Raw genomic sequence first — 23,081 nt, forward strand, 5'->3', positions numbered from 1 at the left:
GTTTGGCATGTGACTCGCAGTATTGAAATGCTGCCTACTGCTATTGCTGACCACTGTCCATGTTTTGTTTAACAAGATCTACAACGTTGAATATGCACTACTTATTCATTTGACTGACTGGATTAACTTAACCCGCTTGCGTACTGAAAAGTTTTGCAATCTTGATTTTCATCTTGCTTTTGATATACCTTAAAAGAATGAATGATCGCTGTCTAAGATCAAATTTGCATTTTTTTATATCTTAAAGGTATGGAGTTGAAATGGAACTCAGACATTTACGCTATTTTGTCGCTGTTGTTGAAGAACAAAGTTTCACAAAAGCAGCGGAAAAACTTTTTATTGCTCAGCCGCCATTGAGCAGACAGATTCAAAACCTTGAAAGTGAACTAGGAATTGCACTTTTCGAAAGAGGCAGTCGTCCGTTGAAAACGACAGAAGCGGGGCAATTCTTCTATCAACACGCTGTTAAACTTTTGTCTAATGCGGAAGAGGTCAAGTCGATGACCAAGCGTATTGGCTTGATAGAAAAAACAGTAACGATGGGTTTTGTTGGTTCTTTACTCTATGGATTGCTACCTAAAATTGTATATATGTTTCGACAACAACAACCACATCTAAAAATAGAGCTGGTGGAAATGAGTACTAAAGATCAGATTCAAGCTTTAAAAGAAGGCAAGATTGATGTGGGTTTCGGACGTTTGCGAATTTCCGATCCAGCGGTAAGACGTGTATTATTACGTGAAGAACCTTTAATGGTCGCCGTGCATACCAGTCATCCTTTAGCTTCAGATTTAAAAGGAACATATTTGGCAGATATAGAGGATGAAAATTTATTCCTTTACCCAAGCCATCCAAAACCAAATTTTTCCACACAAGTGCGAAATATTTTTTCTGAACATGGTTTAGATCCCAAAAACTTAAAAGAAGTCAGAGAAATTCAGCTTGCATTGGGTTTAGTCGCTGCTGGTGAAGGGATTTGTATTGTTCCAGAAAGTGCCAAAACCATTCAACTCCCCAATTTAAACTATATTCCACTCTTAGACAGTTCTGCAAAAAGCCCAATTTTTCTCGCTATCCGTTGCATGGATGAAAGTGAAAATATTCGTTCTTTATTTGATTGTATTTATCAGGTTTATGATTTGGAGGGATTTCAGTATGATCGAAATCATATATAGCTATATATATTATGTGAATAATAAAGTATTGATAAATCAGAGCAAATCATCAGATTTGTTCTGAAGCTTGTCTGAAAAATATAAATAGAAGTTAAAAATAATAAAATTAAAAGAAAAAATTATAAAAACCAAAATCAAATATTTGTAAATAGCATCTTCAATCACTTGTTTATTCAATAGTTTTTGTTAACCCGACCTTTTAGGTATGAATATATATGTAATCGGTTTTGGACAAAAAAAAGCACTTGCCTCATTGTTTGGAAAATTTTATCACGTTTCACAGCAGGAGGCTGGAATATGCAAACGAATAAATTGAATATAAATAGCATTGTGGATGAGGCTAAATTTACACCATTTCATTGGAGCGTTTTGTTGTGGTGTTTGATGATCATTATTTTTGATGGTTATGACTTGGTTATTTACGGTGTAGCACTCCCTTTGTTGATGCAAGAGTGGGGTTTAACTGCGGTACAAGCAGGATTATTGGCCAGTACGGCACTGTTTGGGATGATGTTCGGTGCAATGAGCTTTGGCACACTCTCAGATAAATTAGGTCGTAAGAAAACCATTATGATCTGTGTGGCTATTTTTAGTGGTTTTACATTCTTAGGTTCATTTACGACGACGCCAATTGAATTTGGTATTTTAAGATTCCTTGCAGGGCTTGGGATTGGCGGCGTGATGCCGAATGTCGTAGCGTTGATGACAGAATATGCTCCAAAACGTATTCGTAGCACACTTGTCGCTGTGATGTTTAGTGGCTATGCGATTGGTGGAATGACCTCCGCATTGCTTGGTGCATGGTTAGTTGCCGACTATGGTTGGAAAATCATGTTCTATATCGCAGGCTTACCATTACTTTGCCTACCTTTGATTTGGAAATATTTACCAGAATCTTTAATGTTCCTAACTAAAAAAGGTGAATCTGAAAAAGTTGCTCAAATTGTGAAAAAGATTGCGCCACAGCAAGCAATTACACCAGAAACTGAATTTGTTCTAAATGAGTCGACAACGGGTGATGAAGCACCACTGAAAGCCTTGTTTCAACAAGGGCGCGCGACCAGTACGATTATGTTTTGGGTCGCGTTCTTCATGTGCTTACTGATGGTATATGCACTTGGTAGCTGGTTGCCAAAACTGATGATTCAAGCAGGTTACTCACTTGGTGCAAGTATGTTGTTCTTATTCGCGCTCAATATTGGCGGTATGGTTGGTGCAATTGGTGGTGGTGTTTTAGCGGATCGTTTCCATCTTAAACCTGTATTGATTGTTATGTTTACTGTGGGTGCAGCAGCATTGATCTCACTTGGGTTCAAGAGTCATCAAGTTCTTCTATATAGCCTAATTGCTATCGCAGGTGCGGCAACCATCGGTTCACAAATCTTACTTTATACTTTTGTTGCGCAATTCTACCCAGCTGCGGTTCGCTCTACAGGTATGGGTTGGGCATCTGGGATTGGTCGAATCGGTGCAATTGTAGGGCCAGTTTTAACAGGTGCGTTACTCACACTCCAACTTCCACACCAACTGAACTTCATGATCATCGCAATTCCAGGTGTTATCGCTGCATTGGCAATATTCATGGTGAATCTGAAAGTTTCGACAGAAAGCAGAGCAAAGCAATCGAACGATTTTGTTAAAAATTCAGCAGTAAAAGCGCAATAACTGACTGAATTCTTACATCACAATATTCAACAACACTCACATTTAAAAACGAATCAGAAGGTATGTGTATATCTTCTGAGTGAGGACTCGCTTGTATCAAATTTAGGAATATCGATACAACTCTAAAAGGATTAATTATGCAAACCACTGTAAAAACACTACTTTCTATTTTAATTGGTCAGCTTTGTGTGGCGAGTTTGAGTCATGCTGAAACTGCCAATGACAATCAGTTTAAACTAGTCTTAAAAAATGCATTTATTGAGCGTAATTTTGATCGTGATGATTTAAAAGATCCGGGTAGTTGGTCACAAGGGATTTCAGGTTTTTATAATTCAAAATATATTCCAACAGTTTTGGAAGTTGCCGATAAGCCGATTGAATTAGGTTTAGATGCTTCTTTGCAATATGCATATCGTTTAAGTGAAGATCGTCATGTTGATGATACCATTTTGCCTTTTGATAAAAACACACAAACTCAGGATCGTAACTTTTTTAAATATGGTGCAACGTTTAAAGCACGTTATGATCAAACTGAATTAAAAGTGGGTGAGCTTTGGCTGGATTTACCGATTACTTCTGTAGATGCGAGTCGCCAATTATTAAGCTCATACTGGGGCGGTCAACTTCAATCTAAAATCACAGATCAATTTAAACTTGAACTAGGGCGAGTTGAACAAGTTTCGCCACGTTATCAAGAAGGATTTCATCGTTTCTCCTATACGGTAAAAGGACAAAAACATGAATCGGATGGTTTAAATTATATCGATCTTAAATATGATGTTACGCCAAATTTAAAAGCTGAATATTATTATGGCGATTTAGAAGATTTATACGATAAGCACTATGTTGGCTTAGAATATTCATGGAAAAATCAGTATTTAAAATCTCAGACCCGATTGAAATATTTCAGATCTGCAGATTCTGGTGACGCAAAAGCAGGAGAGATTGATAACCATAATTTTGGGGTATTAGAGAAAATATCTGTCGGAAATCACAATGCAGCATTGGGTTATCAACAAATTTCTGGTGATACAGCTTATCCGCTGCCAGATGGATTTTTACCAGAGTTGTATTTTATTAACTGGAATGCAACGGGTTTCTTTAAGAAAGATGAAAAATCTATCCATGCCGTCTATGGTTATGATTTTAAAAATTATGTTCCTGGTTTAAATGCCTTGGCAAAATATGCGTATGGTTATGATTTTAAAGATGCACAAGGTCGAGACAATAAAGAGTCAGAGTTGAATTTGATTCTTGCATATCAATTCCAAAATCCATCATTAAAAGGTTTAGCATTTCAATGGTTATACATCAACTATGATATTGATCATGGAAATTCATTTCAAGAAAATCGTATCTTAACGACCTACACCAAGAAGTTTTGATGATTCAAGAAAGGAACTTTGATTGATCGCTAATATTTTTCGCTAGCCAATCAACACATCAGGTTTTGATGACGCTTTAGACAAATAACCTTATATTTTCCAAGAAAAAACCCCTGAATTTTAAAAAATCAGGGGTTGTGCATTTTATAAGGTATCTAATTTATAAGAATACGATGAGTAAAATGACACCTAATACAACACGGTACCACGCAAAGACTTTTAGGGTATGTCTTTCAACAAACTTAACCAGTGCTTTAACGACCAATAGTGCAGCAATAAATGCAGCAACAAAACCAACCGAAATATTGACTAAATTGTCAGAAGTAAGTACATCTGCATTACGAATCAAGTCATAAGTTGCAGCACCAAGCATAGTTGGCATTGCGAGGAAGAAAGAAAATTCCGTTGCAGCTTTACGAGATAAGCCTGCTAACATTCCCCCGATAATGGTTGCACCTGAACGAGAAGTTCCTGGGATCATCGCTACGCATTGTGCAAATCCGACAATGATCGCTTGTTTAATCGTAATATCAGTTGCTTCAATGGTTTTAGGTTCAAACTTTCTTGCTTCAACAGCAAAAATAATTAATCCACCAATAATCAGAGCGCAGGCGACAACAAGCGGGCTAAACAATACTTGTTTAATAAAATCGACAGCGAGCACACCAATAACAACGGCTGGAATAAAAGCAATCAGCACATTGATTGCAAAGCGTCGCGCATGCATATCTCCAGAGAAAAAGCCTTTAACGAGTTCTACAATCTTTTGTCGATATAACCAACAGACGGCTAGAATTGCGCCAAGTTGGATCACCACTTCAAAAACGCGACCAGCATCTGAGTGGAAATCGATTAAATGTCCAAAAAGAATTAAGTGTCCTGTACTTGAAATCGGGAGGAACTCAGTTAATCCTTCGATTAAACCCAAAAATAAGGCTTTAAGAAGCTCAAAATTTTCCATAAATTTAAATAATGACTGGTTTTAAAAAATTGAATCATTTTCAATGTATTTCAGCACTTTGAGAAATAGAAAATTGTAATTTTTTACGTTTATTTATAGGCAAGCAATTGTGTTGATATTTGTGCCTTATAATCAGTATAAAATTGATTCATGTATTTTTTGATCTTTCACGTTCAAAGTAACTCGATAAGTAGCATGATCAGATTGGTAAAATTAACTCAACAGTATGTTATAATTTGTAATATGTAATCGATTAAGACCGTAATTAAAGCGTTCTTATATAAAAGCTGCCTAACCGCAGCTTTTTTAATTCAAATCGTTTTTTATCGAAAATGTTATTTTGGTACGTTTATTGAATGTTTTGTTCACGCTAAATTTGGACGTGCATCATTTTTTAAATGAACTAGATTTTATCAACGAATAGCTCAAACTCGATAGGGGCTCAGCAATGACAAATCCAAATCCTTCAGCGGGTTTGCTTGAACGCTTATTTAAATTAAGCGAGAACAAAACAACGTTTAGAACCGAAATACTTGCGGGTTTAACGACATTTTTAACGATGTGTTACATCATTATTGTAAACCCTTTGATCTTATCTGAAACAGGAATGGATCATGGTGCTGTATTTGTAGCAACGTGTTTGGCTGCTGCAATCGGTTGTTTTGTGATGGGAATTATCGCAAATTATCCTATTGCACTTGCACCAGGTATGGGTTTAAACGCTTATTTTACTTATTCTGTATGTTTGGGTATGGGCGTTCCTTGGCAAACTGCATTGGCTGCTGTCTTTGTTTCAGGTTTGGTGTTCATCGCGATCAGTATGTTTAAGATCCGTGAAGCGATTGTCAATGCGATTCCAATGTCTTTGAAATTTGCAATCGGTGGCGGAATTGGTTTATTCCTTGCGCTTATTGCCTTGAAAAATTCAGGTATTATTGTTGCAAATCAAGCCACTTTAGTGGGTTTGGGGGATTTGAAACAACCGACTGTTTTATTGACTTTACTCGGTTTTACAATGATTGTTGTGATGCATCATTTTAAAATTCGTGGTGCCATTATTATCAGTATTCTAGTGATCACTGGTATTGCAACAGCAATGGGTTTAAACGAATTTAAAGGTGTAGTCGGTACGATTCCATCAATTGCTCCAACTTTCCTACAAATGAACTTTGAGGGTTTGTTTACAGCAAGTTTGGTTGGTGTGATTTTTGTCTTCTTCCTTGTCGATTTATTCGACTCTACAGGTACGCTTGTTGGTGTTTCACATCGTGCAGGCTTATTGAAAGATGGCAAATTACCACGTTTGAAAAAAGCCTTATTCGCTGACTCAACTGCGATTGTTGCAGGTGCTGCTTTAGGTACATCTTCAACGACGCCTTATATTGAATCTTCAGCTGGTGTTGCTGCTGGTGGTCGTACAGGTTTAACAGCAGTTGTTGTTGGTGTCTTATTTATTGCATGTTTATTCCTTGCTCCATTGGCACAGTCGGTTCCTGGTTTTGCAACTGCTCCAGCATTGTTGTTCGTTGGTGTGTTGATGATTCAAGGTATTACCAATATTGATTGGGATGACATCACAGAAGCTGTTCCTGCATTCTTAACCATTGTATTCATGCCATTTACCTATTCAATTGCAGATGGTATCGCAATGGGCTTTATTAGCTATGCAGTGATCAAATTATTTACGGGTAAAGCGAAGACCGTTCCGTATATGGTTTGGATTATTGCCTTGCTTTGGGTGATTAAATTTATCGCATTTGGTGGATAATTTCTCCAATCTATGAAAGGGTGTAAACTCAGTTTGCACCCTTTTTTGTTTAAGATGATGAAAGAATTTTAGTTTGAATAAAGTTATTGAACAGATAAATAACTTTTTGGTTTTAGATTTTTGAGGATAGAACATGAATAGAAATGAACTCATACGTGCTTTACCAAAAGCAGAATTGCATGTGCATATTGAAGGAACGTTTGAGCCAGAACTCATGTTTGCCATTGCTCAACGTAACCAGATTGATATTCCATACAAATCTGTAGAAGAAGTGAAACAAGCGTATAACTTCCATAACTTACAGTCTTTTCTTGATATTTATTATGCAGGCGCTAACGTTCTTGTACATGAACAAGACTTTTATGACTTGGCTTGGGCATATTTTGAGAAGTGTGCTGAAGATAAAGTTGTGCATACCGAAATGTTCTTCGACCCACAAACCCATACAGATCGTGGCGTTGCATTTGCAACGGTGATGAATGGTCTGCAGCGTGCATGTGATGATGCTCAGACAAAATTGGGCATTTCTTCACGTTTGATTATGTGTTTCTTACGTCATTTAAGTGAAGAAGCAGCATTTGAAACCTTAGAACACGCTTTGCCATTTAAAGATCAAATTATTGGCATCGGACTTGATTCAAGTGAAGTCGGACATCCTCCAGCTAAATTCGAACGTGTTTTTGCCAAAGCACGTGAGGCGGGTTTTCTAGTGGTTGCACATGCGGGTGAAGAAGGTCCGGCTGAATATGTGTGGGAAGCTTTGGATTTATTGAAAGTAAATCGTATTGACCACGGTGTACGTTCAGAAGAAGATCCTCAACTTATGCAACGCTTAATTGCTGAGAAAATGCCTTTGACAGTGTGTCCACTGAGCAATCTTAAATTGTGTGTAGTTGATGATATGGCACAACACAACATTCATAGATTATTAAAGCAGGGCGTACATGTGACAGTAAATTCAGATGATCCATCATATTTTGGTGGTTATATGAATGATAATTTCTTTGCAATCGCTGAAGCACTTGATTTAAACAATGATGAGTTAAAACAGTTGGCTAAAAATTCATTTGAAGCTTCATTCATTTCAGATGAAGAAAAGCAAAAATGGAACAATCAAATCGATGCATTGGTTTAAATGACGATTTATTCTCAGTTATTCTAAAGTAGCAAAGATAAAGCAGTGTTTCGTACACTGCTTTTTTTATGAGGAAAATACATTGAAAAGCTTACTGATTTTACTTCTCGTACTGTTGATCATAGGTATTGTGATATTCGCTTATACAGGAAATCAAAAACAATCCACGGTACAAAGAATACTGAAACCATGGATTGCGTTGCAGTGTGGGAATGAATTGAAAGCTTCCAAGTTGTGGCAGGTTTCTTCTTTATTTTTAACGGCGGATCAACAAAAGCATGCACAAGAAAAAGTTTGTGAATGTGTCAGTGAAAATGCATTAAACGATGTGCCTACTCAAGATTTACTGATGGCGACAGTCAATGAAAATGCGAAGAAAAAATTAGTACAGCAGGCACTTATGAATAGTTTAAAAGGCTGTGTAAAAGAAGTATTGAAATAATGTGAATGGATTTGAGAATAGTATCTTAAATAGAAATCAATAAATATGAACATCTGAATGGGTGATGTATTATTCATTTTTAGTTTTACTATGTTTTTTGCTAAAAAGAATTTCTAAGCTAAAAAATTTGCATATTTCCTCAACGAAGAGGAAATATGCAATATGAATTTTTCAGAATAAATCAATCAGATTGGCGAGTCATGCTTCTAAGCACATTATCTTTATCAACAAAATGATGTTTAAGTGCTGCAAGAATGTGCCCAACTAAAAGTAAGCCAGCAGTCCAAGAGAGGTAGATATGAACGGGTTTGACAATATCTGTTAAATCAGGATTATCTTGAATCATTCTTGGAATTTCAAATAAATAGAGAACGGGTACAGGGTGGCCTGCGCTCCAACTGAATAAACACCCAGAAATAGGCAATGCCAAAAGCATGAAATATAAACCTAAATGGCCTAAATGAGCCAAAGTTTTCATCATCGGTGACATGGTTTCTGGTAATTCAGGTGCAGGGTGGGTATAACGCCAAAAAATACGGATAATCACTAAAAAGATAATTACGGAGGCTATATTTTTATGTAAGGTAATCACATCACCTTTAAAGCTACCATCGACATCATAACTTAAAAAGTTTCCACTATAAAAACCGATCAGCCACGCAGCAATGAAAATAATGGCCATAACCCAATGAAGCCACTGCGCAGTTTTGGTGTAATATTTTGATTTTTGCGGCATTTTATGCACACCTTAAATATAATTAACAATATCATATCGATTTTTTTAGCTTGTATCATCGCTAAAAATTCAACGTATTGTTTTATATTTGCAACGCAAAGTGTTAATAAACATAAAAATGCTGAATCATTAGTCAAAGTCTGCTTGAATAGGTGACGATTACATGATTCCTGAAAATTTAGGTTTAAACTGCGTGAGAGTTTAGGCAAAATACAGCAACTTCATCTCAAGAAAAGGAATAATTGTGAAAAAATTAGCTGCTCTCGTTGCATTAACCAGCTTAGCATTAACAGCATGTGTAACTACAGAATCTACAGGCAGTGCTGCAAGTACCACAACTCAGCAATTGGGTATGGTTGCGATCAAAGTTGCGATCAATGCAAAATGTACAACTGAATTAAACAGCCTTCCTGCTTGGAAAACGGCGACCCGTGTGATGACAGATGAACAGAAAACCAATGTTCAGGGTCAAATTTGCGGTTGTGTGAGTGAGAAAGCACCTCAAAGTGTAACAGCGGTTGATTTGGCTACAGCAGCGATAGATCCACAAGCACGTGCAACGATTGTTTCAAATGTTGTAACTAAAACAATTAATCAATGTGTTGCTGAAGCGATCAAATAAGTTTTTGTGAAATCAAGAAGCTGGGGCAATCCGAGCTTCTCTTACTGAATTTTTTGTACTTTCTTGAATTTATCTTTTATATTCATCTGAACGATAAAAATTTAAGCATCGTGTATTTTCAACATGGGTGACATTGGTATGAAAAATGATAAATTAATTCTGAGTTTGTTTGGGTCTGTCATACTTACAGCGTGTGCATCCAATCCTTTGTCTGGTTCTGACTCAGATGGATTTTCTGTGATTAAGATGGCTTCGCATGCTAAATGTATGGATGAAATTGAAAGTAATCCAACATGGCTATTGAGTAGTAAGCTTTTATCTGAAGATCAAAAGCATAAGAAAAAACGTCAAGTATGCAACTGCGTAGGAGAAAACTCACCGAAGGTGTTATCTAAAGAGCAGTTGGCATTGGCGGCAGTTGACCCGAAAGCAAAAGCAACTTATACCGCTTTGGCAACAACAAAAACAACAGCCGTTTGTGCTTCTGAAATGTTAAACTAAGCGCAAGAGATTGCTGTTAAACTTTTAAAATGACTGTTGATCAGTCATTTTTTATGAGAGTAGAAAATGTTAATTGCTGGTGTAGATGAAGCAGGTAGAGGCCCATTGGTAGGCTCAGTTGTGGCTGCTGCTGTAATTTTGGATCCAAATAATCCAATTCAAGGATTAAACGATTCAAAAAAGTTGACTGAAAAAAAGCGTGAAAAGCTGTTTATTGAAATCCAAGAAAAAGCCTTGGCTTGGGCCATTGCAGAAGCCAGCCATGAAGAAATTGATGAAATCAATATTCTACAAGCATCTTTATTGGCAATGCGCCGTGCAGTAGAAAAATTAAAAGTTCAGCCTGAGCATGTTTTAGTGGATGGTAATAAAGTCCCACAAGGTCTCGTGATGAGCTGCGATGCAGTTGTCGGAGGGGATGCATTACATGCGGAAATTAGTGCTGCCAGTATTCTTGCAAAAGTGACACGAGATCGTGAAATGGTGGCTTTAGATTTAAAATACCCGCAATATGGATTTGCTAAACATAAAGGATACCCAACCAAAGCACATTTTGAAGCGATTGAAGAACATGGTGTGATTGATCAGCATCGTCGTAGTTATGCGCCAGTCAAAAAGGCATTAGGTTTAGAGTGATGATTATTTATTGAAATTCATATAAATTTAAAGCGGCCTCAAGAGCCGCTTTATTTTGCAAAAAGACTATAACCTTAACGATTATAGTTGTTTTGCACTGTATTATCATCTTCAAAAGAAGGCTGATAATCTTGATCGATGTGTTGAAGATGTTCATGCATAGCACGTTCATGTTGAATTCTTTGATAGATTTCTTCACGATGAACAGATACTTCTTTTGGTGCATTTACACCAATACGCACTTGATTGCCCTTGACACCAAGCACAGTTACACTGACTTGATCCCCAATCATTAATGTTTCTCCGACACGACGGGTCAGAATCAGCATGTTTATCTCCTTGCTTAAACGCTAAACCTGCGATGAATTTCAAAATACGAAAAACAACCTCGATAGCAGAGACAATTTTAACAGAAAAATGTGACAAATTTTTCACTTTGCACGTTCTGTTGAAAATTATTCTTAAACCTCATAATCTAATATAACAGAGCCACTATAGTAAAAACTATAGTGGCTCATGTTTTTTATCACTTGGAATAGCGAAATACTTAATTTTTTAGACTAAATATTAAGCATGTGCACTTGATTCCCCGTGTTCACGGTCTAAGCCGAAAGCAGTGTGTAGTGAACGCACAGCAAGTTCTAAGTAATTTTCTTCAATAATCACTGAAATTTTAATTTCAGAAGTTGAAATCATTAAAATGTTGATGCCTTCATCTGCAAGTGCTGTAAACATTTTACTTGCAACGCCCGCATGCGAACGCATGCCTACACCTACGATTGATACTTTAACAATATCATCGCGAGTCGCTACTTCACGTGCACCAATAGCACGCGCAGTTTCTTCTAAAATTGTTGTCGCTTTTTTGAGTTCACCACGGTTTACAGTAAACGTGAAGTCAGTCGTACCATCTTCTTCAACATTTTGGATAATCATATCGACTTCGACGTTTGCTGCGCCGATCGGAGATAAGATTTTAGAAGCAATACCTGGTTCATCAGGTACACCTAAAATTGTTAATTTAGCTTCGTCACGGTTAAATGCGATACCTGAAATAATTGGCTGTTCCATATTGTCTTCCGCTTCTGTAGTGATTAGTGTTCCGACATTTTTTTTGAAATGTTCGTCGAATGCGCCATCATTGTCATTATCAAAACTTGATAATACGCGTAAAGGCACTTGGTATTTTCCTGCAAATTCAACTGAACGAATTTGTAAAACCTTTGAACCAAGAGATGCCATTTCAAGCATTTCTTCAAATGAAATGCGGTCAACTTTTCTCGCTTTAGGTGCAACACGAGGGTCAGTGGTATATACGCCATCAACATCGGTATAAATCTGACATTCATCCGCTTTAAGTGCCGCTGCAAGTGCGACACCTGAAGTATCTGAACCACCACGACCTAAAGTTGTAGTATTGCCATCAGCATCAAAGCCTTGGAAGCCTGCAACAACAATGACACGACCAGCATCTAAATGACCTGTCATCACATCAGTATCAATAGATTCAATACGCGCTTTGGTAAATGAGTTGTCAGTTTTGATACCCACTTGGCGACCTGTTAGAGATTTTGCTTCAACACCAATCGAGTTAAGCGCCATTGCTAACATTGAAATCGTTACCTGTTCACCGGTAGACACCATTTGGTCTAATTCACGAGGATCAGGAGTTTCGGTAATGGCTTTCGCTAAAGCCAATAAGCGGTTGGTTTCACCACTCATTGCTGATACAACCACTACAACCTTGTGGCCGTGGTCATGCCAACGCTTTACACGACGAGCAACATTTAAAATGCGCTCGGGAGTACCCATTGAGGTACCGCCATATTTTTGAACGATTAATGCCATAGTTGTTCCATATAAGCCATGACCCTAATTGGCATTAGGGTCAGTTACACAAAAGGTGAAGTATTATTTTTGAGCAAGCCAAGCAGTTAAATCTGCCATAACTTGATCAAACTTCTCGTTTAGTGGCGCGCCACCTTGTGCTAAGTCAGGTTTGCCACCACCTTTACCACCTAGCTCTGTCGCTAAGTGTTTGATGATGTCACCCGCCTTTAGATTTGCAGTAAAGTCTTTTGCTACAGATGCGATTAAGCTGACTTTGTCACCATCCACACCTGCAAGTACGATGACTGCATTTTCTAATTTAGATTTGACACTGTCATGAAGATGACGAACGGATTTCGCATCTTGTCCTTGAACTGTGGCAATAAGCGTTTGGCGACCTGCAACATCCTGAACTTGACCCATTAAGTCGTTCGCTTGGAAGTTCGCCAATTTTTGATTTAATTGCTCAATTTGTTTTTGCAATTGATGTGAAGTTTCAATAGTTGCTTCTACTTTTTCAACTGTTTGGTCTTTTTGAGCTTTCAATAAATCATTGATATGAAGGATATCAGCATCAACTTTTTGAACCACTTCGAGTGCTTTTATACCCGTAACGGCTTCGATACGACGTACACCAGCCGCAACACCACCTTCAGAAGTAATTTTGAATAGACCAATATCACCCGTGCGTTTTACATGGATACCGCCACAAAGCTCGATAGAGAAGTTTTTCTCATCTTTGAGTGAACCCATAGACAATACACGAACTTCGTCACCGTACTTTTCACCAAACAGCATCATTGCACCTTTTGCTTTTGCAGCTTCGATGTCTAAGAGTTCAGTAGAAACAGCTGTATTGGCAATCACTTCGCCATTCACAATACGCTCAACACGTTGCAACTGTTCGAAAGTCACAGGCTGGTCATTGGCAAAGTCAAAACGTAAAATGTCTGAAGCAACCAATGAACCTTTTTGTTGTACATGTTCGCCTAATACTTGACGTAAAGCTGCATGTAAAAGGTGAGTAGCCGAGTGGTTACGTGCAGTTGCTTCACGCAAATCAGCTTTAACAATCGCTTCAACGCTTTGAGTCGCTTTTAAGCTACCCATTGTCACGATACCTTGGTGTACAAAAGCACCACCAGATTTTTTAGTATCTTGAACTTCAAAAATACCTGTATCGTTTTTGAAAATACCTGTATCACCGATTTGACCACCGCTTTCAGCATAGAAAGGGGTTTGGTTTAATACAATCAGTGCTTCATCGCCTTCAACGACTTCGTCAACTTGTTCGCCATCTTTATAAATCGCAACAATTTGACCTTGACCTTGAGTTGCTGCATAGCCATCAAATTGAGTTTCGCCATCAACTTTGACGATACTGTTGTAGTCAACAGCAAATTTACCCGCATCACGTGCACGTTGACGTTGAGCAGCCATTTCAACTTCGAAACCAGCTTCGTCAATTTCTAATTCACGTTCACGTGCAATATCAGCCGTTAAATCAGTTGGGAAACCATAAGTATCATAAAGTTTAAAGACTGTTTCACCTGGAATGATTTTGCCTTTCAAGTTCGCTAATTCGCCTTCAAGCAATTTCAAACCTTGCTCTAGTGTTTTAGCAAATAGTTCTTCTTCACGAATTAAAGCATTTTCAATCACCTGACGACGTTCAATCAATTCAGGATAAGCTTGACTCATAACATCGATTAATGGTTGCAACATTTTGTAGAAGAATGTGCCTGTTGCGCCCATTTTATTGCCATGACGAACTGCACGACGAATGATACGACGTAACACATAGCCACGACCTTCATTCGATGGGTTTACGCCATCCGCAATCAAGAAGCAGCATGAACGAGCATGGTCAGCAACGACTTTAAGTGAAGCAGGGTATTCAATCGCTTTGTTATTGGCTTGAGCATCCGCTTCTGCTTGACTCATATCTACACCGATAATTTCAGCAGCAGATTTGAGTAAGTGTTGGAACAGGTCAATGTCGTAATTTGAATTAACATGCTGCATGACAGCAGAAATACGTTCTAAGCCCATACCTGTATCTACAGAAGGAGCTGGCAATGCATGAAGCACACCATCAGCAGTACGGTTGAACTGCATGAAAACGTTATTCCAGATCTCGATAAAACGGTCGCCATCTTCTTCAGGTGTACCCGGTAAACCACCCCAAATGTGGTCGCCATGGTCAAAGAAGATTTCTGAACAAGGCCCACAAGGGCCTGTGTCACCCATCGTCCAGAAGTTATCTGATTCGTATTTCTCGCCTTTATCACCAATACGGATAATATGACTTGCATCTAGACCAACGTCTTTGTTCCAAATGTCAAAAGCTTCATCATCTGTATGATAAACAGTGGCATATAACTTATCTTTAGGAAGCGCTAACCATTCATCAGCAGTTAGGAATTCCCAAGCAAATTTAATTGCATCACGTTTGAAGTAATCACCAAAAGAGAAGTTACCTAACATTTCAAAGAATGTATGGTGACGTGCGGTATAACCTACGTTATCTAAATCGTTGTGTTTACCACCTGCACGTACAACCTTTTGTGAAGATGTTGCACGAACATAGTCACGTTTTTCTAAGCCAAGAAAACAATCTTTAAATTGGTTCATTCCCGCATTGGCAAAGAGTAGAGTAGGATCGTTGGCGGGTACAAGTGAACTCGACGCGACACGTGTATGTCCTTGCGATTCAAAGTAACGCAAAAAAGCTTCACGTATTTCAGCAGTTGTCATAATACGAGTACTCACAACCAAGTCACTCCTTAATTTTCATATTGGCTAAAAGTGTGTTGCTGAGTCTGATTTATATGCTCAGTGTTCACACAGGCTTAATTTTTTAAAACGCCAAAGTATAACGGAAAATAGTAACTCCACCAATGATTTTAAGGTGAATTATTGGTTTTCTATGTAATTTAAATTTCATTGAAACTTAGGCTTAGACTCGATATTTTGAAATGATCGGTGTTTTGTCATTACAATCTGATTTCAAAGATTAAACTGAATCAATATTAAAAGAAAAACCATCATAGTTTATAGGTCGTATTCGCATAATTGCTGATCGAATCTTGTATAAATTAAGCATCATTCAAAAACAAATATTTACTGTTAATTTTTTGATAAATATTCGCCGTACAGCTTAGAAATCCGATAACATATCAATCTGAAATCTATTGTTTCAACTTTAAGGATAAATGATGCAACGTGTGGCGATTAACGGATTCGGTAGAATCGGGCGAAATGTATTACGAGCTTGGTTTGAAAATCCGAAAAACTTCCATTTTGAAATCGTTGCGATCAATGATATTGCAGATGTTGAAACCTTAGTCCATTTATTTAAATACGATACTACGCATGGACGTTTTGATGGAGCTGTAGAGATTGTTCAGGAAAATGAACATATTTACATGTCTATCGATGCACGCCAAATCAAGCTTAAAGTTCAAATTTTAAGACAAGCAGCGCCTGCACATTTGCCATGGGCAGATCTAAATATTGATGTGGTTTTGGAGTGTACTGGACTATTTCGTTCAAGAGAGGCTGCAACTCAACACCTTATAGCAGGTGCGAAGCGCGTCATTATCGGTGCTGCACCTTTTGACACAGTCGATGCAGCAATTGTTTATGGTGTAAATCACCATGAACTCAAACAGACCGATCAAATTATTTCCAGTGTGTCATGTACCACACAAGCACTTGTTCCTTTGGTTAAAATTATTGATGATGCTTTTGGTATCGATACCGCTTTAATGACAGAAATTCATGCCGTAACAGCAGATCAATCGGTTTTAGATCATGCACATCGTGACCTACGTCGTGCGCGTGCTTCAGGTCAGAATATTATTCCAACCACGTCTTCTGCACTGGGTGCTTTGAAACAAGTGATGCCAAAGATGGAAAATCGTATTGATGGTTACTCGATCCGTGTTCCGACGATTAATGTTGCTGCGATTGATTTAACCTTTATTTCTAAATCACCGATTACTAACCATTTAATTAATCAGACTTTAATCCAAGCAGCTAAGTATGATTATGCTGAAATTATGTCAGTGACGGATGAAGCATTGGTTTCTAGTGATTTTAATCATTCACCATATTCCCTAATTGTTGATTTAACCCAGACAATGGTTGTTGGAAATCAAGCCAAAGTATTTGCTTGGTATGATAATGAATGGGGCTATGCAAACCGTTTGCTTGATCTATGTGAGTTGTTCACTGCATAACAGTTTGTTCTTGAAAATGTTATTTATGTTTAAATTTGAATTCGTTAGTTTCAGACGTGTTTAAAATGGTTTATTGATCAATCATTTTTGTTCTGTCATATCACAATTTATTTTTTGGGGGAATGTAATGATATTTATAATTACAGGAATCGTGTTTCTTTATTTGGCTGTGATGTTCATCATTTGGCAAACAGGCAAGCTTTCTAAAGAGAATCAAGAGCTTCTATCGATTCAACAAGATCAAGAACAACATATCAATGCACAAGAAGAACATCTCAAACAGACTTTGCAGATTATGCAAGATTTAGCAAAGAAAATGCATGTTCAGCAGGAGGTGATTGATAAAACCACAGCACGTATGGCTCAAGTTGAATTACAAAATGCTGAACTTATTCGTTTATTGCAACAGAATTTGTCTAATAAATAATTTTTTAAAAACAATTGGATAGAAAAACGTCTTTGACACAGGAAAACGGAAAATTTATTCACGCATTATAAAAAAATTAAAGATACAACTTGGTTTAATTCAAGAAGTATCTCAATGCGCCTGTTGCAACAATACTGATCATCACGGTTGGCAATAAAGATAAATAACAAGCGGCAGCTAAAGTTATTGTAATTGCAATTAAGCTGGCTGGATTGTCCGCAACAAAATAAGGTGCGATCACTGAAATAAGCACACAGCCGGGGATGACTTGTAAGATGCGTGTTGCTTTTTTACTTAAGGTTTTATTTTTTAATAGCAAATAGCCTAAAATACGTGTCGAATAAGTGGTAAGTGCAACACAGATAATAGCGATAAGTGTCGTTGTATGAATCATTCTTCATCTCCGCTTAAGAAAAATGCTGCGATAACCCCAGTAATAGAACCGATTAAAACGTACCAACCATTTGGCAAATAGAGATAAGCCAATGCTGCTGCAATTAGGCTAAATAACCATGGCAATGCAGGTTTAAAGCCTTTCCACATGCCTCGTAAAAGCACTAAACAAACGGCTGGAAATGCCATGTCAAAGCCAAATTTGGTCACATCTCCAAGGAATGAGCCAATTCCTACACCTAAAGTGGTAAAAACTACCCACATGACATATAGGGCAAAACATAAACCGATATAAAAAAACACACTAAAGCCATGATAGGGATTACGTGGATTATTCTTATGTGCATCGGTGATGCTTAATGCCCAACTTTCGTCACACATAAAAAACAATAGAGGTAAGGCTTTGCGGTTAGGTAGATGTCGAATATAGGGTGCTAAGCTCGCACCCATCAAAATATGACGGCTATTGACTAAAAAAGTGATTAAAATTAAAAACAAAAGCTGAGGTGGCTGCGTCCAAACTTCAATAATGGCAAACTCAGACCCACCTGCAAAATTTAAACCCGTGAGTAATGGAACTTCTAAAGCTGAAAAACCTTTTTGAGCCGCTTGTGTTCCTAAAACCAAAGCAAAAGGAATAATCCCTAATAACATTGGAATCGAAACTTTAATTCCACGTAAAAACTCCCTAAATTCTAAAGAATAAGAAAGTTCTCGCGTCGTGTTTTTAAAACTAAACATGCGTAGCTCAAAGGTAAGTAGAATGAGTGAATTCTATTTTATGCTAATTGATACGCTATATTTCACCAAAGTTGCTATTATAAGAAACTACTTTAAAATAATATTGCGTGAAATTACTCATTTATAGAATTTAAGTGTGTGGAGAGTCTTTATGAAATTAGACCATACAGATCGTCGTATTCTGCAAGCACTACAGCGTGATGGCAAATTGCAAAATAATGAATTGGCTGAACAAATCGGATTATCGGCATCACCATGTTTACGCCGAGTTAAGCAATTGGAAGATGCGGGGATTATTGACCAATACGTGGCTTTGGTGAATCCTCAAAAAGTGAATTTAAGCCTCACAGTTTTTGCACGAATTTGGTTGAAAGGTCAGGATGAGCGCACGGTAAATCAATTTATAGACACCATTATGGATATTCCAGAGATTGTAGAATGTCAACTCATGGCAGGGGATTGCGATTTCTTTCTAAGAATAGTTGTGTCTGATTTGGAAGCTTATCGTAAATTTCAAATTAATCATTTAAATAAAATTTCAGGGATACAGAATGTTAAAACTGAAATTCCGTTGCAAAAAATTAAGCAAACAACGGAATTGCCATTGAATTGATTTTTAAATGAATCATAGGAGCGTTGAGTATACGAGCGATTATTCTTCGTTTAGAAAACCTTCTTTGATTTTTTTCGGTAAGTCTGCATGCCACCATGTATAAATCGAGGCTTTGATTTCTTCATCTTCTTCAGGATCATTAAACGGTTCATCGTCTTCACGAATCAGTTCATCACCTTCAAATTTAAGCCAAAACTCCCATGGGTCATCGTCACCGCAACCCCATGCTTGGGTATGAATATCTGCAAGTAAAGCTTTTAAGAACAGTAGAATAGCCTCAATAAATTCATCGCCAGATGAACCGTGAACAAAATGGGCAATAGAATAACCTTCAATAGACTGAATTGTTTCAGGACCAAGATCAAATTCGACATTGTCCACACTGTCTAAGAGGTCTAATGCAAGTTCTTGACCTTGCTCAGGATTTAGTGTGATTGCAGCGGCAACAAACTTATCTTTATCTCCCTGATGTTCTTTAAATAAACGATCCAAGTCAGCCATAACTTTTGAATCTGCATGTTTGTAATAGACATTGCTGTGCATTTCCATTAAAAATCCCCAAAGTGTTGTTGTGTTTTTTCAAAATTTGTACGTATTTTCAACGTCAAAATTATAAATTTATAGATGAAAATATCAACCTTAATATTGATATAAATATCTGTAATAGAATAACTTTATCGAAGAAAATACGATGTGCGAACGTACAGTTTTGTGTTTGTTTTGAAAAGAAGTTAGAAATTTGATTAAAATGTGTTTAAAGCATCACATTATTCGTTATGCAAAAGTTATTTTATTAATGCACAGCGCAAATGAACGTGGTAAACTAAGAGAAATCGGGTGTGCTCCCGATTTTTTTATGCGGATTTGTTCCGCGCAGACAGGATTTAGGTTTACAACATGCCCATTTCAGAGACATGGTTATTACCTGATGGTGTAGCTGATGTGTTACCAGAGCAAGCGCAAATTATTGAACAATTGCGCCGCGAAGCTTTAGATTTCCTCGCAACTCGAGGTTATCAGTTGGTGTACACGCCATTTATCGAATACATCGAATCTCTTTCTTCTCTTTCCGAATCGAATCAAGATTTAGACTTAGCCACTTTTAAAGTCATCGACCAACTTTCAGGTCGTTTACTTGGTGTGCGTGCCGATATGACACCGCAAGTGGCACGTATCGATGCTCATGTACATCCAGTACAAGGTGTGGCGCGTTACTGTTATGCAGGAACTGTCCTTCATACCAAGCCTCAAGGTTTTAATACCACACGTGCACCTTTACAGTTAGGTGCAGAACTCTTTGGTTCAGACAGTATTGATGCAGACGTTGAAATGATTGACGTGATGCTCGGTTTGCTTGAAACAGCAGGGTTGGTGGAAAGTGTCCATTTAGACTTAGGGCATGTCGGTTTATTTAGAAGTTTAGTCAAGCAAGCGGGTTTAAGCAAAGATACAGAGAGTCAACTTTCTGATTTGTATCAACGCAAAGCATTACCTGAACTTGCAGAATTTACAAAAGAATTGAAATTCGGCTCAGACTTCTATGTTTTAGGTCGTTATGCAAGTGATTTGGCTGCATTGCAGGCCAATTTAAGTGCCAGTATTTTAGCTGATGAAGCATTTAAACAAGCTTTTAATGTTTTAACGACAACTCAAGTTGAGATTCAAGCACGTTGGCCTAAGCTACGCATCGGTATCGATGTTGTGGAATTGCGCTCATACCATTATCACACAGGTTTAACCTATGCTGTGTACGCACCTAACCGTGCTGCACCACTTGCTTTAGGTGGTCGCTATGATGGGATTGGTGAGCATTTTGGTCGAGCACGTCCTGCAACGGGTTTTAGTTGTGATCTTTATGCACTCAGTGCAGGTCAGTTTAAACATATTGAAAAAGTCGTAGCACCTAAGGGTACTGACAAAGCTTTATTGGCAGCGATTGCGACAGCACGTAGCCAAGGTTTAAGTGTAATACAGTTGTTGGGTAATGATGATTTAAACTCTGTTCCAAATGCAACACACCAAATGGTACTTGTTGCAGGTGAGTGGAAAGTCGAAAAAATTTAATCGCTAGGCATCAGTGTAAATATTTAGAACATTGATGTGTGGTTTTCAATTTTAACAGCATGATGTAATGAGGCTATTATGGGCACAAATGTTGTGGTACTCGGTACCCAATGGGGCGACGAAGGTAAAGGTAAAATCGTTGACCTGCTCACAGATCAAGCGGCTGCGGTTGTTCGTTATCAAGGTGGACATAACGCGGGTCATACGCTCGTCGTTGGTGGTAAGAAAACAGTTCTTCACCTCATTCCATCAGGTATTTTACGTGAAAACGTACTGTGCTTAATCGGTAATGGTGTTGTACTTTCACCTGAAGCTTTGATTAAAGAGATGGACATTCTTGAGAAAGAAGGTGTGCCAGTTCGTGAGCGTCTACGTATTTCTCCAAACTGCCCATTGATTCTTCCTCACCATATTGCACTAGATCAAGCACGTGAAATTAAACGTGGTAATGCCAAAATTGGTACGACTGGTCGTGGTATTGGTCCTGCTTATGAAGATAAAGTTGCGCGTCGTGCGATCCGTGTTGCGGATTTAGTTCGTGGCGGAGATCATCTTAAAGCACAACTTGAAGAGTTGCTTGAATACCATAACTTCCAATTGACTCAATTCTTTGGTGTAGAACCCGTTAAAGTTGAAGATGTATTGGCATTATGTGATCAATGGCGTGAAGTTGTTGCTCCATTAGTGATTGACGTGATTGCTGAGTTACATAACTATCGTAAAAATGGTGAAAATATCATGTTTGAAGGGGCTCAAGGCTCACTTCTAGATGTTGACCATGGTACATATCCATATGTGACATCATCAAATACAACTGCTGGTGGTGTAAGTTCAGGTTCAGGTCTAGGTCCATTACACCTTGACTATGTATTAGGTATTACCAAAGCTTATACTACACGTGTCGGTGCTGGTCCGTTCCCAACTGAGTTGGTTTACGATGCTGCGAATGATGTTGGTGATGCGATTGGTAAACACCTCGGAACTGTAGGTTCAGAGTTTGGTGCTTCTACAGGCCGTCAACGTCGTTGTGGTTGGTTTGATGCAGAAATTCTACGCCGTTCTGTAGATGTGAACTCACTTTCAGGTATTTGCTTAACTAAACTTGACGTATTGGATGGTTTGGAAGAAGTGAAAATCTGTGTAGGTTACGAAGCAGCTGATTCAGGTTGTACAGGTTCAACAGATGCACTTGCATTTGAAACGTTGAAACCAATTTATGAAACAATGCCAGGTTGGTCTGAATCTACTTTTGGTGCAAAATCACTTGATCAATTGCCACAAAATGCAATTAATTATGTGAAACGTATTGAGCAATTGATTGAATGTCCAATTGATATTATTTCAACTGGCCCAGATCGTGATGAAACAATTGTATTACGTCATCCATTTGATGCTTAATCGCTAGATTAGAATCACCAAGAAAGCCTCGTATTTACGAGGCTTTCTTGTATTAAAAATGAATTTTATGAGAATAATTTTTCCGATTTTTTAAAATCCATAAAATCATATAGTGATAATCATTTTATCAATAAGAATTGGCTGATATGTAGGATATTATTCTCACCTTAAGTTATAACAAGAATCTTGTCTTGAATATTGAAAAGACAAGTGTATTTTTATTTTTAGAATAAATGAGTGAAATTATCATAATATAATAATTCTATTTTAATATTATATGGCAAAGTCATGGTATTTATGTTTAAGCTTTTATATAGGCTATATTTTTATTTTTTAGTGATATAG

At 37.7% G+C, this 23,081-nt stretch carries 22 protein-coding genes; 14 read left to right on the forward strand and 8 right to left on the reverse strand.

The annotated features are described in order from the left end of the window. Positions 1–260 precede the first annotated feature (260 nt). The 3 genes from ACY45D_RS07950 (at position 261) to ACY45D_RS07960 (ending at position 4,225) form a co-directional block, all read left to right on the forward strand. Positions 261–1,175: a LysR family transcriptional regulator gene (locus ACY45D_RS07950; protein WP_089604923.1), complete on the forward strand. Its 915-nt coding sequence runs from the start codon at positions 261–263 to the stop codon at positions 1,173–1,175. Between the two features lie 297 nt (positions 1,176–1,472). Beyond that, positions 1,473–2,840, forward strand: coding sequence for an aromatic acid/H+ symport family MFS transporter (locus ACY45D_RS07955; protein WP_463109201.1), 1,368 nt, complete (start codon positions 1,473–1,475; stop codon positions 2,838–2,840). Positions 2,841–2,977: 137 nt separating this feature from the next. Then, positions 2,978–4,225 (forward strand): OprD family outer membrane porin, encoded by a 1,248-nt coding sequence (locus ACY45D_RS07960; protein ID WP_463109202.1) that lies wholly within the window; start codon positions 2,978–2,980, stop codon positions 4,223–4,225. A 160-nt stretch (positions 4,226–4,385) separates the two neighbouring features. Here ACY45D_RS07960 and ACY45D_RS07965 read toward each other — a convergent pair whose 3' ends face one another. After that, on the reverse strand, positions 4,386–5,186 hold the full coding sequence (locus tag ACY45D_RS07965) for an undecaprenyl-diphosphate phosphatase (RefSeq protein WP_463109203.1): 801 nt from the start codon (positions 5,184–5,186) through the stop codon (positions 4,386–4,388). Between the two features lie 448 nt (positions 5,187–5,634). Here ACY45D_RS07965 and ACY45D_RS07970 point away from each other — a divergent pair, with 448 nt between their 5' ends. The 3 genes from ACY45D_RS07970 to ACY45D_RS07980 all read left to right on the forward strand — a co-directional run bounded on the left by ACY45D_RS07970 (position 5,635) and on the right by ACY45D_RS07980 (position 8,531). Then, positions 5,635–6,954: an NCS2 family permease gene (locus tag ACY45D_RS07970; protein WP_463109204.1), complete on the forward strand. Its 1,320-nt coding sequence runs from the start codon at positions 5,635–5,637 to the stop codon at positions 6,952–6,954. A 133-nt stretch (positions 6,955–7,087) separates the two neighbouring features. Next, the gene (locus ACY45D_RS07975; protein ID WP_463109205.1) at positions 7,088–8,089 is read left to right on the forward strand and encodes an adenosine deaminase; all 1,002 of its coding nucleotides are present in this window, start codon (positions 7,088–7,090) and stop codon (positions 8,087–8,089) included. Between the two features lie 82 nt (positions 8,090–8,171). Beyond that, positions 8,172–8,531 carry a hypothetical protein gene (locus tag ACY45D_RS07980; RefSeq protein WP_463109206.1) on the forward strand — a complete coding sequence of 120 codons (360 nt, stop codon included), beginning with the start codon at positions 8,172–8,174 and terminating at the stop codon, positions 8,529–8,531. A gap of 181 nt (positions 8,532–8,712) precedes the next feature. Here ACY45D_RS07980 and ACY45D_RS07985 read toward each other — a convergent pair whose 3' ends face one another. Further along, a complete protein-coding gene (locus ACY45D_RS07985; protein ID WP_463109207.1) occupies positions 8,713–9,267 on the reverse strand; it encodes a cytochrome b in 555 nt (184 codons plus the stop codon). Between the two features lie 244 nt (positions 9,268–9,511). On the opposite strand from ACY45D_RS07985, the gene ACY45D_RS07990 reads away from it, so the two are divergent. The 3 genes from ACY45D_RS07990 (at position 9,512) to rnhB (ending at position 11,026) form a co-directional block, all read left to right on the forward strand. Then, the gene (locus ACY45D_RS07990; RefSeq protein ID WP_463109208.1) at positions 9,512–9,889 is read left to right on the forward strand and encodes a hypothetical protein; all 378 of its coding nucleotides are present in this window, start codon (positions 9,512–9,514) and stop codon (positions 9,887–9,889) included. Positions 9,890–10,027: 138 nt separating this feature from the next. After that, positions 10,028–10,390, forward strand: a complete 363-nt coding sequence (locus tag ACY45D_RS07995) for a hypothetical protein (RefSeq protein WP_463109209.1) — start codon at positions 10,028–10,030, stop codon at positions 10,388–10,390. Positions 10,391–10,456: 66 nt separating this feature from the next. Next, positions 10,457–11,026 (forward strand): ribonuclease HII, encoded by a 570-nt coding sequence (rnhB, locus tag ACY45D_RS08000; RefSeq protein ID WP_463109210.1) that lies wholly within the window; start codon positions 10,457–10,459, stop codon positions 11,024–11,026. Between the two features lie 74 nt (positions 11,027–11,100). Here the strand turns inward: rnhB and csrA are convergent, their stop codons facing one another. The 3 genes from csrA to alaS all read right to left on the reverse strand — a co-directional run bounded on the left by csrA (position 11,101) and on the right by alaS (position 15,628). Then, on the reverse strand, positions 11,101–11,355 hold the full coding sequence (gene csrA, locus ACY45D_RS08005; protein ID WP_010111264.1) for a carbon storage regulator CsrA: 255 nt from the start codon (positions 11,353–11,355) through the stop codon (positions 11,101–11,103). Between the two features lie 238 nt (positions 11,356–11,593). Then, positions 11,594–12,874 carry an aspartate kinase gene (locus ACY45D_RS08010; RefSeq protein ID WP_463109211.1) on the reverse strand — a complete coding sequence of 427 codons (1,281 nt, stop codon included), beginning with the start codon at positions 12,872–12,874 and terminating at the stop codon, positions 11,594–11,596. Between the two features lie 63 nt (positions 12,875–12,937). Further along, positions 12,938–15,628 (reverse strand): alanine--tRNA ligase, encoded by a 2,691-nt coding sequence (gene alaS / locus ACY45D_RS08015; protein ID WP_463109212.1) that lies wholly within the window; start codon positions 15,626–15,628, stop codon positions 12,938–12,940. Positions 15,629–16,074: 446 nt separating this feature from the next. On the opposite strand from alaS, the gene ACY45D_RS08020 reads away from it, so the two are divergent. Both ACY45D_RS08020 and ACY45D_RS08025 read left to right on the forward strand, forming a co-directional pair. Next, positions 16,075–17,100, forward strand: coding sequence for a type I glyceraldehyde-3-phosphate dehydrogenase (locus ACY45D_RS08020; RefSeq protein WP_463109458.1), 1,026 nt, complete (start codon positions 16,075–16,077; stop codon positions 17,098–17,100). Positions 17,101–17,227: 127 nt separating this feature from the next. Beyond that, positions 17,228–17,527 carry a hypothetical protein gene (locus tag ACY45D_RS08025; protein ID WP_463109213.1) on the forward strand — a complete coding sequence of 100 codons (300 nt, stop codon included), beginning with the start codon at positions 17,228–17,230 and terminating at the stop codon, positions 17,525–17,527. Positions 17,528–17,621: 94 nt separating this feature from the next. Here the strand turns inward: ACY45D_RS08025 and ACY45D_RS08030 are convergent, their stop codons facing one another. Both ACY45D_RS08030 and ACY45D_RS08035 read right to left on the reverse strand, forming a co-directional pair. Next, positions 17,622–17,921: an AzlD family protein gene (locus tag ACY45D_RS08030; RefSeq protein ID WP_463109214.1), complete on the reverse strand. Its 300-nt coding sequence runs from the start codon at positions 17,919–17,921 to the stop codon at positions 17,622–17,624. After that, a complete protein-coding gene (locus ACY45D_RS08035) occupies positions 17,918–18,661 on the reverse strand; it encodes an AzlC family ABC transporter permease (protein WP_463109215.1) in 744 nt (247 codons plus the stop codon). The genes ACY45D_RS08030 and ACY45D_RS08035 overlap by 4 nt, the downstream gene beginning before the upstream one ends. Before the next feature lie 151 nt (positions 18,662–18,812). Between ACY45D_RS08035 and ACY45D_RS08040 the strand changes: the two genes are divergently transcribed. Beyond that, the gene (locus tag ACY45D_RS08040) at positions 18,813–19,274 is read left to right on the forward strand and encodes an Lrp/AsnC family transcriptional regulator (protein WP_463109216.1); all 462 of its coding nucleotides are present in this window, start codon (positions 18,813–18,815) and stop codon (positions 19,272–19,274) included. Between the two features lie 39 nt (positions 19,275–19,313). Here the strand turns inward: ACY45D_RS08040 and ACY45D_RS08045 are convergent, their stop codons facing one another. Continuing rightward, positions 19,314–19,823 carry a hypothetical protein gene (locus tag ACY45D_RS08045; RefSeq protein WP_463109217.1) on the reverse strand — a complete coding sequence of 170 codons (510 nt, stop codon included), beginning with the start codon at positions 19,821–19,823 and terminating at the stop codon, positions 19,314–19,316. Between the two features lie 348 nt (positions 19,824–20,171). Between ACY45D_RS08045 and ACY45D_RS08050 the strand changes: the two genes are divergently transcribed. Continuing rightward, on the forward strand, positions 20,172–21,338 hold the full coding sequence (locus ACY45D_RS08050; RefSeq protein ID WP_463109218.1) for an ATP phosphoribosyltransferase regulatory subunit: 1,167 nt from the start codon (positions 20,172–20,174) through the stop codon (positions 21,336–21,338). 78 nt (positions 21,339–21,416) lie between these two features. After that, positions 21,417–22,736: an adenylosuccinate synthase gene (locus tag ACY45D_RS08055; RefSeq protein ID WP_463109219.1), complete on the forward strand. Its 1,320-nt coding sequence runs from the start codon at positions 21,417–21,419 to the stop codon at positions 22,734–22,736. The last annotated feature ends 345 nt before the right edge of the window (positions 22,737–23,081 follow it).

The organism is Acinetobacter sp. BZX-2 (genome assembly GCF_055179795.1).